This is a genomic window from Pseudonocardia halophobica (assembly GCF_050948485.1).
Classification (GTDB): Bacteria; Actinomycetota; Actinomycetes; order Mycobacteriales; family Pseudonocardiaceae; genus Pseudonocardia; species Pseudonocardia halophobica.
The window spans coordinates 7,270,992-7,285,905 of sequence record NZ_CP192046.1 but is presented as its reverse complement, the minus strand read 5'-3'; the positions used below and the strand labels follow the sequence as shown (position 1 = coordinate 7,285,905).

The 14,914-nt window shown below is 74.5% G+C and carries 12 protein-coding genes; 4 read left to right on the top strand and 8 right to left on the bottom strand.

Features of this window, described 5'->3' with window-relative positions; all coding sequences use genetic code 11:
- Window positions 1-158 precede the first annotated feature (158 nt).
- Both ACQP04_RS34805 and ACQP04_RS34800 read right to left on the bottom strand, forming a co-directional pair.
- Window positions 159-2,108 (bottom strand): acyl-CoA dehydrogenase family protein, encoded by a 1,950-nt coding sequence (locus ACQP04_RS34805; protein ID WP_433504676.1) that lies wholly within the window; start codon window positions 2,106-2,108, stop codon window positions 159-161.
- Entirely contained in the window at window positions 2,105-2,812 is a 708-nt protein-coding gene (locus ACQP04_RS34800) for a TetR family transcriptional regulator (protein ID WP_433504675.1), read from the bottom strand. Before ACQP04_RS34800 ends, ACQP04_RS34805 begins: the two co-directional genes overlap by 4 nt.
- 99 nt (window positions 2,813-2,911) lie before the next feature.
- Between ACQP04_RS34800 and ACQP04_RS34795 the strand changes: the two genes are divergently transcribed.
- From ACQP04_RS34795 to ACQP04_RS34785, 3 genes are read left to right on the top strand one after another with little or no spacing between them, the layout of a single operon-like run.
- Window positions 2,912-4,219 (top strand): acetyl-CoA C-acetyltransferase, encoded by a 1,308-nt coding sequence (locus tag ACQP04_RS34795; RefSeq protein WP_433504674.1) that lies wholly within the window; start codon window positions 2,912-2,914, stop codon window positions 4,217-4,219.
- 1 nt (window position 4,220) lies between these two features.
- Window positions 4,221-5,609: a 3-oxoacyl-ACP reductase gene (locus ACQP04_RS34790; protein ID WP_433504673.1), complete on the top strand. Its 1,389-nt coding sequence runs from the start codon at window positions 4,221-4,223 to the stop codon at window positions 5,607-5,609.
- Window positions 5,609-6,421, top strand: a complete 813-nt coding sequence (locus ACQP04_RS34785; RefSeq protein ID WP_433508496.1) for a MaoC/PaaZ C-terminal domain-containing protein — start codon at window positions 5,609-5,611, stop codon at window positions 6,419-6,421. Before ACQP04_RS34790 ends, ACQP04_RS34785 begins: the two co-directional genes overlap by 1 nt.
- Here the strand turns inward: ACQP04_RS34785 and ACQP04_RS34780 are convergent.
- Complete coding sequence (locus tag ACQP04_RS34780) at window positions 6,418-7,137, bottom strand: alpha/beta fold hydrolase (protein WP_433504672.1); 720 nt, start codon at window positions 7,135-7,137, stop codon at window positions 6,418-6,420. The two genes, ACQP04_RS34785 and ACQP04_RS34780, sit on opposite strands and share 4 nt — an antisense overlap.
- A 43-nt stretch (window positions 7,138-7,180) precedes the next feature.
- Here ACQP04_RS34780 and ACQP04_RS34775 point away from each other — a divergent pair, with 43 nt between their 5' ends.
- Window positions 7,181-8,698, top strand: coding sequence for an adenylate/guanylate cyclase domain-containing protein (locus ACQP04_RS34775; protein ID WP_433504671.1), 1,518 nt, complete (start codon window positions 7,181-7,183; stop codon window positions 8,696-8,698).
- A 55-nt stretch (window positions 8,699-8,753) separates the two neighbouring features.
- Here ACQP04_RS34775 and ppc read toward each other — a convergent pair whose 3' ends face one another.
- The 5 genes from ppc to pfkB all read right to left on the bottom strand — a co-directional run bounded on the left by ppc (window position 8,754) and on the right by pfkB (window position 14,884).
- Window positions 8,754-11,525 (bottom strand): phosphoenolpyruvate carboxylase, encoded by a 2,772-nt coding sequence (ppc, locus tag ACQP04_RS34770; protein WP_433504670.1) that lies wholly within the window; start codon window positions 11,523-11,525, stop codon window positions 8,754-8,756.
- A 201-nt stretch (window positions 11,526-11,726) separates the two neighbouring features.
- Window positions 11,727-12,005 (bottom strand): HPr family phosphocarrier protein, encoded by a 279-nt coding sequence (locus ACQP04_RS34765; protein ID WP_433504669.1) that lies wholly within the window; start codon window positions 12,003-12,005, stop codon window positions 11,727-11,729.
- Between the two features lie 19 nt (window positions 12,006-12,024).
- Entirely contained in the window at window positions 12,025-13,497 is a 1,473-nt protein-coding gene (locus tag ACQP04_RS34760; RefSeq protein WP_433504668.1) for a PTS fructose transporter subunit IIC, read from the bottom strand.
- Window positions 13,494-13,952 (bottom strand): PTS sugar transporter subunit IIA, encoded by a 459-nt coding sequence (locus ACQP04_RS34755; protein WP_433504667.1) that lies wholly within the window; start codon window positions 13,950-13,952, stop codon window positions 13,494-13,496. The genes ACQP04_RS34760 and ACQP04_RS34755 overlap by 4 nt, the downstream gene beginning before the upstream one ends.
- Window positions 13,949-14,884, bottom strand: coding sequence for a 1-phosphofructokinase (gene pfkB, locus ACQP04_RS34750; RefSeq protein ID WP_037045201.1), 936 nt, complete (start codon window positions 14,882-14,884; stop codon window positions 13,949-13,951). The genes ACQP04_RS34755 and pfkB overlap by 4 nt, the downstream gene beginning before the upstream one ends.
- Between the last annotated feature and the right edge of the window lie 30 nt (window positions 14,885-14,914).

Here is a 14,914-nt window from a genome sequence, read left to right as displayed (position 1 = left end):
TGGACCAACAGGGAGCGGGCGGCGGCTACTCCGCGCGGCGTCGGGGTGCCGCGCGGGCGCAACCGCCGCGCTAACCCTCCATCGAAAGAGTGACGAGGACCGTTACGGCGTCGAACGACGTGTGACTCTCAGCCCATCGGCTCAACCTCCGGCAGGGCTCAGCCCACCATCTCCGGCACCGACGCCGTCGCGCCGCTCTCCGCGGCCGGGTCCTCGAGCAGCGGGCAGGCGATCCAGCCCTCGGGGATGCCGAAGGCGTCGACCAGCAGCCGGGCGTGCGGGCGCAGTTCGCCGCACAGCTCGTTCACGGCGGCGACGACGGCGCGGGTCTCGGCCGCCGTGAGCCGGCCGTGCTCGAGGTACCAGGCGCGGTCCCGCTCGATCGTCGCGAGCGCGTGCAGGTCGCACACCGTCTCCAGCAGCGCCGTCACCGACGGGTCGGCCGCCCGCTCGATCCCGGCGACGAACGCGTCGAACACGAGGACGTCGACGTGCGCGCGGGCGGCGTCGAGCAGGTGGTCCTGCGCCGCGTTGAAGATCGCGAACTGGTCGGCGCCCTTCCCGAGCGCCGGGCGCAGCCGCCGCGCGACCCCGGCGAGCAGGTGCTCGGCCCGGTTCGCGAGGAGCCGGCGCTGCTCGGCCCGGTCCCGCGGGTGGAAGCCGCGGCCCGGGAGCCGGCGCGGCAGCTTGTTGACGCCGGTCTTCTCGACGGCCGCGTCGAGCGCCTGACCGCCGACGAACCGGGCCAGCCCGAGCGGCGAGAGCTTCTGGACGCTCTTGCCGTAGTCCGTCAGCAGGTTCTTGGCGAGCAGCTGGAGCAGGACGGTGTTGTCGCCCTCGAAGGTGGTGAAGACGTCCGTGTCCGCCTTGAGCTGCGGCAGCAGGTTCTCGGAGAGGTAGCCGGCGCCGCCGCACGCCTCGCGGCAGGTCTGGATGGTGCGCGTGGCGTGCCAGGTGCCGATGGCCTTGACGCCCGCGGCCCGGCTCTCCAGGTCCCGCTGCGCCGTCTCGTCCGGCTCCGCACCCTGCCGATCGGTGTGGGGCGCCTGCAGCCGGTGCATCTCGGCGACCAGGTCGTCCTGCGCGAACTGCAGCGCGTAGGTGGTGGCCAGCGCCGGCAGCAGCTTCCGCTGGTGGGCGCGGTAGTCGAGGATCGCGGTCTCCTGCCCGGTGCCCGGGTCGGCGAACTGCCGGCGGCGCTCGCCGTAGCGGATCGCCAGGGTCAGCGCCTTCTGGGACGCGCTGCCGGCGCCGCCCGCCACGCTGATCCGCCCGCGGACGAGCGTGCCGAGCATGGTGAAGAAGCGGCGGCCCTCGTTCTCGATCGAGCTGGAGTAGGTGCCGTCCGGCGAGACGTCGGCGAACCGGTTGAGCAGGGCCTCGCGCGGCACCCGCACGGAGCGGAAGGTCAGCCGGCCGTTGTCGACGCCGTTGAGCCCGGCCTTGTGTCCGCAGTCGCCGATCTCGAGGCCGGGCATCGCGGCGCCGGCATCGTCCCGGATCGGGACGAGGAAGGCGTGCACGCCGTGGGTCTCCCCGCGCGTGACGAGCTGGGCGAACACGACCGCCATCCGGCCGTCGCGTGCCGCGTTGCCGATGTAGTCCTTGCGCGCCCCCGGCTCCGGGGTGTCGATCACGAACTCCTCGGCGACCGGGTCGTAGGTCGCCGTGGTGCGCAGGTGCTGGACGTCCGAACCGTGCCCGGTCTCGGTCATCGCGAAGCAGCCGAGCAGCTCGCCGTCCATGATCTGCCGCAGGTACCGCTCGTGGTGCCGCTCGGTGCCGAGCACCTGTACGGCACCGCCGAACAGGCCCCACTGGACACCGGCCTTGACCAGCAGCGACAGGTCGCCGTAGCCGAGGGTCTGGAAGGCGGTGACGACGCCCCCGACGTCCCCCTTGCCGCCGTACTCGGGCGAGAACCCGGTGTGCGGCTGGCCGGTCTCGGCGAGCTCGCGCACCAGCTCGAGGATCTTCGCCCGGTACTCCTCGGTCGACAGGTCCGGGTCGACCGGGCGGAACCGGGACATCTGCTCCCGGACCGAGCTCCGGACGTCGGCCCAGCGGCCGTCGAGCGTCGTGCGGAGCGCGTCCACGGACGGCGTCATGCGGTGCCTCCTGCTGTGCTGGTGCTCGCGTCGCGAGCTGCAGTCGGTGTGGTCGCCAGGCCGGCGAGCCCGGACCAGGCGAGGTCGGTGAGACGGGCGGTGAGTTCGCCCCGGGTGGTGCCGGTGGGGCGGGCGAGCCAGTCGTCCGCGGCCCCGCGGACCATGCCGACGAGCGCGTGCCCCCAGGTGCGCGCGGCGGGGGCGCCGGGCAGGTGGGTCTCGATCACCGCGGCCACCTGGTCGCCGATCACGGTGACCAGGTCGGTGACCGGATCCGCGCCGGCGACGGCGGCGCCGAGGAGCGGGCGGTGCACCACGAACCGGTACACCTCGCGGTCGGACTCGATGAGCCGCAGGTAGGCGTCGATCCCCGCGGCGACGGCGGCGTGCGGGCCCGCGCCCTCGGCCAGCGCCCGGTCGGTGGCGCGCCGGATCTGCCCCGTGAGCACGCGCGCGACCGCCTCGCACACCGCGGCGTACAGCCCCGTGCGGTCCCGGAAGTGCCGGTAGACCGCGGTCTTGGAGGTGCCCGCGGCGGCGGCGATCTCGTCCATCCCCACGCCGGCCCCGTGCTGCCGGATCGCCGCGACGGTGGTACCGACGAGCTCGGCACGGCGCTGCTCGCGGTGGGCGTCCCACCGGGAGTCGCGCCGGTCACGGGCCGGATCGAGGGTCGGCTCCGCGAGCTTCGCCTCCGGCTTCATGGGACCGACGGTACCGGGTACTGTGAGTTCTGGCTACTCGCGGGTAATACCGATACCACCGCGACCACCGCAGGGCTCATCCGCACAGGAGGGAACGCCATGCCGTCCACACCGCGGCGCGCCGCCGTCATCGGGGGCAACCGGATCCCGTTCGCGCGCGCCAACGGGCGCTACGCCCGTGCGTCGAACCTCGACATGCTCACGACCACGCTCGACGGCCTGGTGGCCCGGTTCGGGCTGGCCGGCGAGCGTCTGGGCGAGGTGGTCGCCGGTGCCGTGCTCAAGCACTCGCGCGACTTCAACCTCACCCGCGAGGCGGTGCTCGGCTCGCGGCTCGCGCCGTCCACCCCGGCCTACGACGTCCAGCAGGCCTGCGGGACGGGTCTGGAGGCCGCGATCCTGGTGGCGAACAAGATCGCGCTGGGTCAGATCGAGAGCGGGGTCGCGGGCGGGGTCGACACGGCGAGCGACGCACCGATCGCCGTGAACGAGGACCTGCGCAAGGTGCTCGTCGCGATCAACGGCGCGAAGACGGTGCAGCAGCGGCTGAAGCTGCTGGCCAAGCTCCGGCCGGGACAGATCGTGCCGGACATCCCGCGCAACTCCGAGCCGCGCACGGGCCTGTCCATGGGCGAGCACGCGGCGATCACCGCGAAGGAGTGGGGCGTCTCGCGCGAGGCGCAGGACGAGCTCGCGGCGGCCAGCCACCGCAACCTCGCCGCCGCCTACGAGCGCGGCTTCCTCGACGACCTGGTCACCCCGTACCTGGGCCTGACCCGCGACGACAACCTCCGCCCGGACTCGTCGGTCGAGAAGCTGGCGAAGCTCAGGCCGGTGTTCGGGAAGCAGTTCGGCGACGAGGCGACCATGACCGCGGGCAACTCGACCCCGCTGACCGACGGCGCCGCGCTGGCTCTGCTCGGCTCGGACGAGTGGGCGGCCGAGCACAAGCTCCCGGTGCTGGCCCACTTCGTCGACGCCGAGACGGCCGCCGTGGACTACGTGCACGGGCGGGACGGGCTGCTCACCGCGCCGGTCCACGCCGTGCCGCGCCTGCTCGAGCGCAACGGCCTCACCCTGCAGGACTTCGACTTCTACGAGATCCACGAGGCCTTCGCCTCCACGGTCCTGGCCACCCTCAAGGCGTGGGAGGACGTCGAGTTCGCCAAGGACCGGCTCGGCCTCGACGCCCCGCTCGGGTCGATCGACCGGTCGCGGCTCAACGTCACGGGCTCGTCGCTCGCGGCCGGGCACCCGTTCGCCGCGACCGGCGGCCGGATCGTCGCCACGCTGGCGAAGCTGGTGCACGAGAAGGGCACCGGCGAGGGCGGGCGGAAGGCCCGCGGCCTGATCTCGATCTGCGCCGCCGGCGGCCAGGGCGTCGTCGCGATCCTGGAGGCGGCCTGAGATGAGCAACGACCGTTTCCGCGACCTGTCCAACACCGCGCTCGCCGGGCGGCTCGGCGTCCCGCGGGTACCGCTGCTGCGCCGCTACGAGCCCGGTCAGGCGCTCCTGCCCGGCCCCGCGCTCGTCACCTCGGTCGGCGCCGGCCGCTTCGCGAAGCCGATCGCCGCGCTGGTCGAGGAGTCCGGCCAGCACGTGGTCGACGAGGTGGGGGACCAGAAGCTCGCCGCGGTCGTCGTCGACCTGACGGCGGCCGTCACGCTCGACGACCTCGCCGCGGCCCGGGCGATCCTCACCCCGGCCGTGCGGAAGCTGGCCCCGTCCGGACGGCTGCTGCTGCTCGGCCCCGAACCCGCCGAAGCAGCCTCGACGGTCGGCTCCGCGAGCTCCGCCTTCGCAGGCGTCGAGGCCGCCGCCACCGCCCAGGCGCTCGACGGGCTGGTCCGCACCATCGCCAAGGAGCTGCGGGCGGGCGCGACCGCGAACCTGCTGGTCGTGGCGGCCGACGCGCCGCCCGCCGCCGTCGACAGCTCGGTGCGGTTCTTCCTGTCCGCCCGCTCGGCCTACGTCGACGGGCAGGTCGTCCGGGTCGGGGCGCCGGTCGGCTCCCCGCAGGACCCGGCCGCGATGGACAGCCCGACGGCGCCGGAGAAGCCGCTGGCCGGGCGGGTCGCGGTGGTCACGGGCGCGGCCCGGGGCATCGGAGCGGCGATCGCCGACACCCTCGCGCGCGACGGCGCCACGCTCGTCGTCGTCGACATCCCGGCGGCCGGGGAGAACCTGGCGAAGGTGGCCAACCGGACCGGCGGCACGGCGCTGCAGCTCGACATCACCGCCGTCGACGCCCCGGAGCGGCTGGTCGCCCACCTGACGCAGCGCCACGGCCGGGTGGACCTGCTGGTGCACAACGCCGGCATCACCCGGGACAAGCTGCTGGCCAACATGGACCCGGACCGCTGGAACGCGGTGCTGAACGTCAACCTGCGCGCCCAGCTGCGGATCACCGAGGCGCTGCTGGCCGACGGGACGCTGCTGCAGGACGGCTCCCGGATCGTCTGCGTGTCCTCGCAGAGCGGCATCGCGGGCAACCGCGGGCAGGCGAACTACGTGGCGTCCAAGGCCGGGATCATCGGGATGGTGCGCGCGCTCGCCCCGGTCGTCGCCGAGCGGGGGGTGACCATCAACGCGGTCGCGCCCGGCTTCATCGAGACCGAGATGACCGCGAGGATGCCCGTCGGCACCCGGGAGGCCGGGCGGCGGGTCAACTCGCTGCGCCAGGGTGGTCTGCCGGTCGACGTCGCCGAGACGATCGGCTGGCTGGGCCAGGCCGAGTCCGGTGGGGTCAACGGGCAGGTCGTGCGGGTGTGCGGCCAGTCGATGCTGGGGGCGTGATGATCGGCCTGTACGCGAAGGCGGCCGTCGGCGCGGTCCTGCCCGGGCGCGCGCGGTCGTTGCCGGGGACCGTCCTCGAGCGGTCGGTCACGCCGGAGGTCGGGCACCTCGCGGACTATGCGGGGGTGTGCGGCTTCCCGCTCGGCGACCGGCTGCCGCTCACGTTCCCGCACGTCCTGGCCTTTCCGCTGCAGATCGAGCTGATGGCGGCGCGGTCGTTCCCGTTGCCGCTGCCGGGGCTCGTGCACGTCGCGAACCGGATCACGGTGCACCGCGCGATCGGGCTCGGCGAGCAGCTCGACGTCCGGGTGCGGGCCGAGCGGTTCGCCGCGCACCCCCGTGGGGCGCAGGTGGACCTGGTGGCCGAGGTGTCGGTCGGCGGCGACCGGGTCTGGGACGGGCGCAGCACCTACCTGGCCCGCGGCGCGCAGGCCCCGACCGGGCTCGCGGGCGAGCTGCCCGACCTGCCCGAGGTCGACGGTCCCGGCGCGGCGGTCTGGCGGGTGCCGGCGGACACCGGCCGGCGCTACGCCGCGGTCAGCGGGGACGTGAACCCGATCCACCTGAACCCCGTCACGGCCAAGGCCTTCGGGTTCCCGCGGGCGATCGCCCACGGGATGTGGACGGCGGCCCGGGCCCTCGCCGCCCTGCAGGGCCGGGTCCCCGACGCCGCGACGTACGAGGTCGGCTTCCGCAAGCCGCTGCTGCTGCCGTCGACCGTGGAGCTGGTGACGGAGCAGGCCAAGGAGGGCTGGGACCTGGCCGTCCGCAACCGGAAGGGCGCGGTGCACCTGGTCGGGACGGTCCGCTAACCGAGGAGCGGGAGCACCGCCTCCGGGGCCTCGACGTGCGCGTTGTGGCCGAGGCCCGGGAGGTCGACGGGCGCCGGGACGAGTGCGGCCAGCTGGTTCGCCGTGACCATCGGGTCGTGCTCGCCCCGGGCCAGCACCACCGGCACCGGTGCGGCGGCCAGCAGGGCCGCCACCTGCGGGTCGCCGACGCCGAAGGCCCTCGGGTCGAGGGCGGTCCGCCAGTTCTCGCCGGTCCGGGCGACCGCGCCGTCGAGCGCGGGGTCGGCCGGGTCGACCAGGCCGTCGAGCCCGGCGACGCGCAGGTGCCGGGCCACGGCCTCCTCGCGGGTGCCGAACTCCGCCGGGGCGCGGGCGGCCAGCGCGGCGGCGCGGGCCAGCTCGTCGGCCGTCCACGCCACCTTGATCCCCAGCCCGACCACCGCGCGCACACCGGGCCGACCCGCCAGGTGCAGGGCGACGACGCCGCCGAAGGAGTGCCCGAGCACCACCGTCCCCGCGGGGTCGACGAGTGGGGCCACCGCCTGGGCGATCGCCGTGAACGTGTACTCCGGCAGCGGCGCGGACCGGCCGTGGCCGGGCAGGTCCGGCGCGACCCACGCCCGGTCACCGAGGGCGCGGGCGATCCCGTCCCACACCCGGCCGGTCGCCCCGAGCCCGTGCAGCAGCAGCACGGCGGGCCCACGGGTGCCGCCGCGCCAGACCTCCAGCTCCGTCATGTCCCCCAGCATGGCCGACACCCGTTCGGCCTAGACTCCGCCCATGGCGGACCGTCTGCGGCCCGGCGGCTTCGTGCTGGGGCTGCCGCTCCGGCTGCTGCTCAGCGTCGCGGTGATCCTCGCGAACTTCGGCGGAGCGGCCGTGGTGTTCGTGCTCGCCGCGTGGGTCGTGCCGGACGGGCGGGTCGCCGACCCCGGGCAGGTCCGGCTCGTCAACATCGCGGTGTTCGCGGGGTACCTGGTCGTCGTCACGCCGGTGGGGCTGGCCGTCGGGCGGGCGCTGTTCCGGCTCCACGGCCCCGGAGCCCGCGTCGACCCGGCCCGGCGCGCGCGGCGCCTCGTGCTCTACGGCCCGCTGCGGCTCGTGGTGGTGCTGGCCTTCCTCTGGGCCGGCGCCGTCGTGCTGTTCGGGCTGCTCAACCTGCAGTTCTCCGCCCGGCTTGCCTTCTCGGTCGCCGCCACGATCACCATCGGCGGGATCGCCACCTGCTCGCTGTCCTACCTGCTGGGCGAGCGGATCCTGCGCGGGCCGGCGTCCGTGGTGCTGGCCGGGGTGCCGCCGCGCAGCCGGGCCCTCCCGGGCGTGCTGCTGCGGCCCGTCCTGTTCTGGGCGCTCGGCACGGCGGTCCCGGTGTTCGGCCTGCTCCTGGCCGGGACCACGGCCCTGGTGTTCCAGGACGTCACCGTGGACCGGCTGGCCGTCATGATCCTCGGCATCGGCGGCGCCGCGCTCTTCGCCGGTCTGCTCACCACCATCGGCTCCGCCCGGTCCACCGCGGACCCGGTGATCGCGGTGCGGCGTGCGATGCAGCGGGTGGAGAAGGGCGAGCTCGACGTCTCCGTCCCCGTCTACGACCACACCGAGCTCGGCCGGCTGCAGGCCGGGTTCAACACGATGGTCGAGGGCCTGCGGGAGCGGGAGCGGATCCGGGACCTGTTCGGCCGGCACGTCGGGCAGGACGTCGCCCGCGCCGCCGCCGCGTCCGACGACGCCGAGCTCGGCGGCGAGGTCCGCCGCGTCGCCGTGCTGTTCGTCGACCTCGTCGGCTCCACCGCGATGGCCACGGAGCGGCCGCCCGCCGAGGTCGTCGAGGTGCTCAACGGGTTCTTCGCGGTCGTCGTCGGCGTGGTGGAGGAGCACGGCGGCTGGATCAACAAGTTCGAGGGCGACGCCGCGCTGGCGGTGTTCGGCGCGCCGGTGACCGTCGACGACCCGGCCGGCTGCGCCCTGGCGGCCGCGCGGAAGCTGCGCGAGCGGCTCGCGGACGAGATGCCCGAGCTCGCGGCGGGGATCGGCGTCTCTGCGGGCGACGCCGTGGCGGGCAACGTCGGCGACCCGCGACGCTACGAGTACACGGTGATCGGCGACCCGGTGAACGAGGCCGCGCGGCTCACCGACCTCGCCAAGTCCCGCGGCGGGATCGCGGCGTCGGGCGCGGCGCTCGCCCTGGCGAGCCCCGACGAGGCGCGCCGCTGGGAGCTCGGCGAGCCGGTGGTGTTGCGCGGACGCGGCGTGCCCACGGACATCGCCGTCCCGCGTTCCCGCAGCTCGGTGCGATGAGCGAGCGGCGCTTTCGATCATGAGGTATGAGCGGAAGCGCCGCTCGCTCGATCGTTCAGCCGGTGTTCTTCATCCCCGCCGCGATGCCGTTGATGGTGAGCAGGAGGGCGCGCTCGAGGTCGGCGTCGTCCTCGCCCCGGCGGCGGCGCTGGTCGAGCAGCTCGACCTGCAGGTGGTGCAGCGGCTCGAGGTAGCCGTTGCGGACCGCGAGGGTGTTGCGCAGCACCGGGTGCCGGTCGAGCAGCACCGGGTCGCCGGTCAGCGCCAGCACCTCGCGCAGCGTGCGCCCGTGCTCGGCCCGGATCAGCTCGAACAGCCCCTGCTGGCCGGGTTCGACCAACGTCGAGACGTAGTAGGAGGCGATCCGCAGGTCCGTCTTGGCGAGCGTCATCTCGACGTTGCCGAGCAGGTTGGCGAAGAACGCCCACTCGCGCATCTCGTCGAGGACCTCGCCGTAGCCCGCGTCGCGCGCCGCCTTCAACCCGCTGCCCAGGCCGTACCAGCCGGGGACGACCATCCGGGTCTGCGTCCAGCCGAAGACCCACGGGATCGCGCGCAGGTCGTCGAGCGACGGGGTGCCCTTGCCCGGGCGCTTCGACGGCCGGGAGCCCACGTTGAGCCGGCCCAGCTCGTCGACCGGGGTGGCCGCGGTGAAGAACTCCGGCAGCGCCGGGTCGCCGACCAGCTCGCGGTAGGCCTTCTTGCCCGCCTCGGACACGCAGGTCATGACCTCGTCCCACCGGGCCAGGGTCTCGTCCGGCCAGCGGGAGGCCTTGTGCAGCACGCTCGCGTCGAGCATCGAGGCGAGCAGGATCTCGAGGTTGTCGTGCGCCAGCGTGGGCAGGGAGTACTTGTCGGAGATGACCTCGCCCTGCTCGGTGAGCTTCATCGCGGCGTCGACGGAGCCGTAGGGCGCCGATGCGATCGCCTCGCCCGCCGGCCCGCCGCCGCGGCCCACCGAGCCGCCGCGGCCGTGGAAGAGCCGCAGGTTCACGCCGTGCTTCGCCGCGACGTCCCGCAGCTGCCGCTGGGCCCGGTGGATCTCCCACTGCGAGCTGGTGATCCCGGCGCCCTTGTTGGAGTCCGAGTACCCCAGCATGATCTCCTGCAGGTCGCCGCGGTTGCGCACCTGCCGCCGGTAGCCCGGGTCGGACAGCAGCCCCTCGAGCAGCGTGCCCGCCTGGGACAGCTCCTCGACGGTCTCGAACAGCGGCACCAGGTCGACGGACGAGCGCGGGTCGGTCCGCAGTTCCACCATGTACGACTCGCGGGCGAGGACGGCGACGGCGAGCAGGTCGTCGACGTCCTGGGCCATCGACACGATGTAGGTCCGGGCGACCTCCGGCCCGAACTCGTGCTGGACCTCGTGCAGCATGTCGAACGTCGCGATCACCTGGGCCGCCGCCTCGGGCACGCCGTAGTGCCGGCGGATCAGCGGGCGGTGCCCCAGCAGCTCCTTCGACAGCAGCGCGCGGCGCTCCTCGCGGGTCAGCTCGGCGTACGGCCTGTCCAGCTCGCCGAGCTCGTCGTAGATCGCGCCGAGGGCGTCGTGGTGCTTCTGGCTGTGCTCGCGGATGTCCAGCTCGGCCAGGTGCAGGCCCAGCGCCCGGGCCGCGCGCAGCGCGCGGGCGAGCGTGCCGTCGGCGATCCGGGCGCCGAGGTGCCCGCGCAGCGAGCGGTCCAGCACGCCCAGGTCGGCAACGTAGTCGGCGACGCCCAGGTAGTCCCGCCCGGCGACGTGTGGGTCCCGGTTCGCGATCCGGCTGCGGGTGTTCTCCAGCCGCGCCTGGAGGTAGCTCAGGTGGAGCCGGTAGGGCTCGTGGGCGTTGAGCCGGATGAACCGGTCGTGCACCTCGGGCAGCGCGCGCCGGTCGCGGGCCAGCGCGCCGCGCAGCTCCTCGGACACGCCCATCACGCGGGTGGAGATCGACAGCTCCTGGATGAGCTGCTCCACGAGGGCGCCGTGGATCTTCAGGGCGCGGTCCGTGTACAGCTCCAGGACCTCGCGGGTGACCTCGGGCGTGACGTTCGGGTTGCCGTCCCGGTCGCCGCCGACCCAGCAGCCCAGGCTCAACGGCCGGGAGTCCGGCGGGACCTGGAAGCCGTGCGCGCGCACCTCGGCCTCGAACTCCCCGACCAGGTCGGGGACGGTGCGGGTGCCGAGCTGCTCCATGAACCAGGCGACCCCGCGGGCCTCGTCGGTCACCGTGGGCTTGCCGGGCCGGATCTCGTCGGTCTGCCAGAGGAGGTCGACGAGGGCGCCCAGCTCGTCGTCCGACGCGCCGTGGTCGAGCCCCTCGGCCACCCGCCGGAGGATCGCGAGGACGGACTGCCGGGACGACTCGGTGGGGTGCGCGGTGAACACGGGCCGCAGCTGGGCGCGGGCCAGCACCTCCTGCACCGCGCCGCGGTCGGCCTCGGCGGCCAGCCGCTCCATCACGGTGTGCAGCGGACGGCGGTCCGCCGGGCGCAGGCTGCGCAGCTCGCGCGAACGGTGCAGCTGCTCGGCGACGTTGGCCAGCTGGAAGTACTGGGAGAAGGCCCGGGCCAGGACGACGGCGGTGCCGGTGTCGAGGCCGGACAGCCGGCGGGTGACGGCGTCCGGGTCGCCGCTCTCGCCGGCCGCCTCCCGGGCGAGCTTGCGGACCTCCTCCACCAGCTCCAGCACCTCGTCGCCGGCCTGCAGCGCGACGGTCTGGCCGAGCATCGTCGAGAGCCTGCGGATGTCGGCGCGCAGGGCGCTGTGCTCGGTCTCGGAGACGACCCCGGAGTGCGCGGCCAGGGAGTCCGGGGCGAGGAGTTCGGTGCGGTGGGCGCTCGCGGTCACCGTGGTGGGGCTCCGTTCACGGGAGGGGCCGCTCGCGGCGTCGGGAACGGCGGGACTACCGGCCATCGTCGCGCCTGCGCCGAGGCGGGGCCATCGCTGGCGGGAGGCCGTAACCCGCCGTTGACATGCCGGCCGACACGGCTGTGCGCGGTCAGTGGTGCCGGAGCACCACCGACCGCGCACGGGGGGCGACGCCGCAGGTCAGCTGGGGACGGCGTCCAGGTCGGTGGCGAGCAGCTCGGCCAGCGCGTCGAGCGAGGCCTCGCCGTCGGCGTCGTCGCTGCTGGTCAGGACGACCTCCTCACCGGAGCTCACGCCGAGCCCCAGCACCGAGAGGATGCTGCGGGCGTCGACCGGGCCGCGGTCACCCGCGGCGATGGTGACCTTCGCGGGCTGCTGCCCGGCGGCCTTGCAGAACAGGTTGGCGGGGCGGGCGTGCAGCCCCACGGACGATCCGACCTTGACGCGGCGCTCGGCCATGACGATCTCTCCTACGGAATCAGGCGTGGGCGGCGGCGCGGGGCGCCGACGTGGACTCGGTGGTGGCGGCGGCCTTCTTCTTCTGGCCCACCGACTTGAGGACGATCACGATCGCGGCGGAGACGAGCGTCCCGGCGACGATCGCCACCAGGTAGCCGAACGGGTTGCCGATCAGCGGGACCACGAAGATGCCGCCGTGCGGGGCCCGCAGCGTGGAGCCGAAGGCCATCGACAGGGCACCGGTCACGGCGGATCCGGCCATGAGCGACGGGATGACGCGCAGCGGGTCGGCGGCGGCGAAGGGGATCGCCCCCTCGGTGATGAAGGAGGCCCCGAGCAGCCAGGCGGCCCGGCCGTTCTCCCGCTCGGCCTCGGTGAACAGCTTCTTCCGGACGGTGGTGGCCAGCGCCATGGCCAGCGGCGGGGTCATCCCGGCGGCCATGACCGCGGCCATGATCAGCAGCGCGGTCTGCGAGTTGGTGGACAGCCCGGCGACGGCGAAGGCGTAGGCGGCCTTGTTCACCGGGCCGCCCATGTCGAAGGCCATCATCAGGCCGAGCAGGGCGCCGAGCAGGATCGCGTTGCTGCCGGACAGGCCGTTGAGCCAGTTGGTGAGGCCGGTCGTGATCGCGGCGAGCGGCTGCCCGATCACCACGAACATGATCCCGCCGATGATCGCCGTGCCGACCAGCGGCAGCACCAGCACCGGCATGATCCCGGCGATGGCCTTGGGGGCCTTCCACTTCTTCATCCAGAAGATCAGGCCACCGGCGAGCAGGCCGGAGGCGAGGCCGCCGATGAACCCGGCGCCGACCTCGACGGCGACCAGGCCGCCGACGAAGCCCGGCACGAGCGCGGGCCGGTCGGCGATCGCGTAGGCGATGAAGCCGGACAGCACCGGCACGAGCAGGCCGAAGGCCAGCGAGCCGAGCTGGAACAGCAGTGCCGCCCAGCTGGTGTGCGAGGTCCAGGAGAAGCTCTCCGTGACCGACGGGGCGTCGGAGATCTGGTAGCCGCCGAGGGCGAAGCCCAGGGCGATCAGCAGGCCGCCGGCGGCGACGAACGGGATGACGTACGAGACGCCTGTCATCAGCCAGCCGCGGACCTTCGACGCGGTGCCGGGGCCGGTCTGCTTGACCGCGAGCTGCGGCTCGGCGGCGGCCGCGGGCGCGGAACCCTTCGGCGCCGCCTCGGCGGCGGCCACGGCCTGCTCGATGAGGGCCGGTGCCCCGCCGATCGCCTTCTTCACCCCGGCGGTCACCGTGGGCAGGTGGGCGAAGCGGTCCTTGTCCCGGACCTCGACGTCCGCCGCGAGGATGATCGCGTCGGCGCCGGCGAGCTGCTCCGGGGTGAACGGGGTGGAGCCGGCCGAGCCCTGCGTCTCGACGACGATCTCGTGCCCGGCCTCCTCCGCCGCGACCTCGAGGGCCTCGGCGGCCATGTAGGTGTGCGCGATGCCCGTCGGGCACGCGGTGACGGCCAGCAGCTTCACGCGCCGACCTCCTTCCGGATGTAGTCGGCGACGTGCCCGGCGTCGGTCGCGCCGAGGAGCTCGTCCTTGAACGCCTTGCGGACCAGCCGGCGGGCCAGCGCGGCCAGCACCGTCATGTGGTCGGTGTCGCCGCCCTCGGGCGCGGCGATCATGAAGACGAGCCGGGCCGGCCCGTCCTCGGCGCCGAAGTCGACGCCCGCGGTGCTGCGGCCGAACGCGAGGCTCGGCACGGTGACGGCGGCGGACCGGCAGTGCGGGATGCCGATCCCGCCCTCGAGCCCGGTCGGCATCTGCTGCTCGCGGGCCTCGATGTCGGCGAGGAACTGCGCGAGGTCGGTCACCCGGCCCGCCTTCTGCAGCCGCTCGGCCAGCGCCCCGACCGCGGCACGGCGGTCGGTGGACGGGAGGTCGAGGTCGACGAGATCGGCGGTGATCAGGGCGGACTGCTCGGTCATGCGGCATCTCCGGTGAGGACGAGATCGGCGTGCGGGCGTCCGACGCGGACGTCGGCGAGCGGGAGCTCGTGGGGTCCGGGCATCTCGCTGCCCGGCAGGCGGCAGGCCGCGGCGCCGTAGGCGACGGCGCGGGCGAGGGCGTCCGGCCCGGCGCCCCCGGCGGCCAGGAACCCGGCCAGGGTGGCGTCGCCGGCGCCGACCGTGCTGCGCACGGTCACGGGCGGGGTCGCGGCGTGGTACTCGCCGGACTCCTCGACCAGCACGGCGCCGCCGGCGCCCAGGCTGACGAGGACCGCGCCGACCCCGGCGGCGCGGAGCTCTCGGGCCGCGGCGAGGACGTCGCCGAGGCTGGCGAGGGGCCGGCCGACCAGCTCGGCCAGCTCCTCGTGGTTGGGCTTGACCAGGTCCGGCCGCGCCGCGACGGCGGCGGCGAGCGGGGCCCCGCTGGTGTCCACGGCGGTCCGGGTACCGGCCCGCCGGACGAGGGTGGCGTGCAGGTCGACGGGCATGCCCTCGGGCAGCGACCCGCAGGTCACCAGCCAGTCGGCGCCGCGGGAGCGGGCCACGGCCTGTTCGGTGACCTCCTCGACCTCCTCCGGCGTGAGCACCGGGCCGCTCTCGTTGATCTTCGTCGTGGTGCCGTCCGGCTCCACGAGCGTGATGTTGGAGCGGGTGGCGCCGTGGATCGGCACGGTGACGGCGGGGACGCCCAGGGCGTCGAGCAGGCCGTTGAGCCGCCCGCCCGGGGCGCGGCCCGAGGGCAGCACCGCGAGGGCGTCGACACCGGCGCGGGTGAGGGCGCGGGCGACGTTGACGCCCTTGCCGCCCGGGTCCAGCCGCACGGACAGGGCCCGGTGCACCTCGCCGCGGACCAGCCCGGCCAGCTCGACGGTCCGGTCGAGGCTGGGGTTGGGGGTGACGGTGACGATCAAGGCTTCACCTCCTCGTGAAGTCGGTCGTGG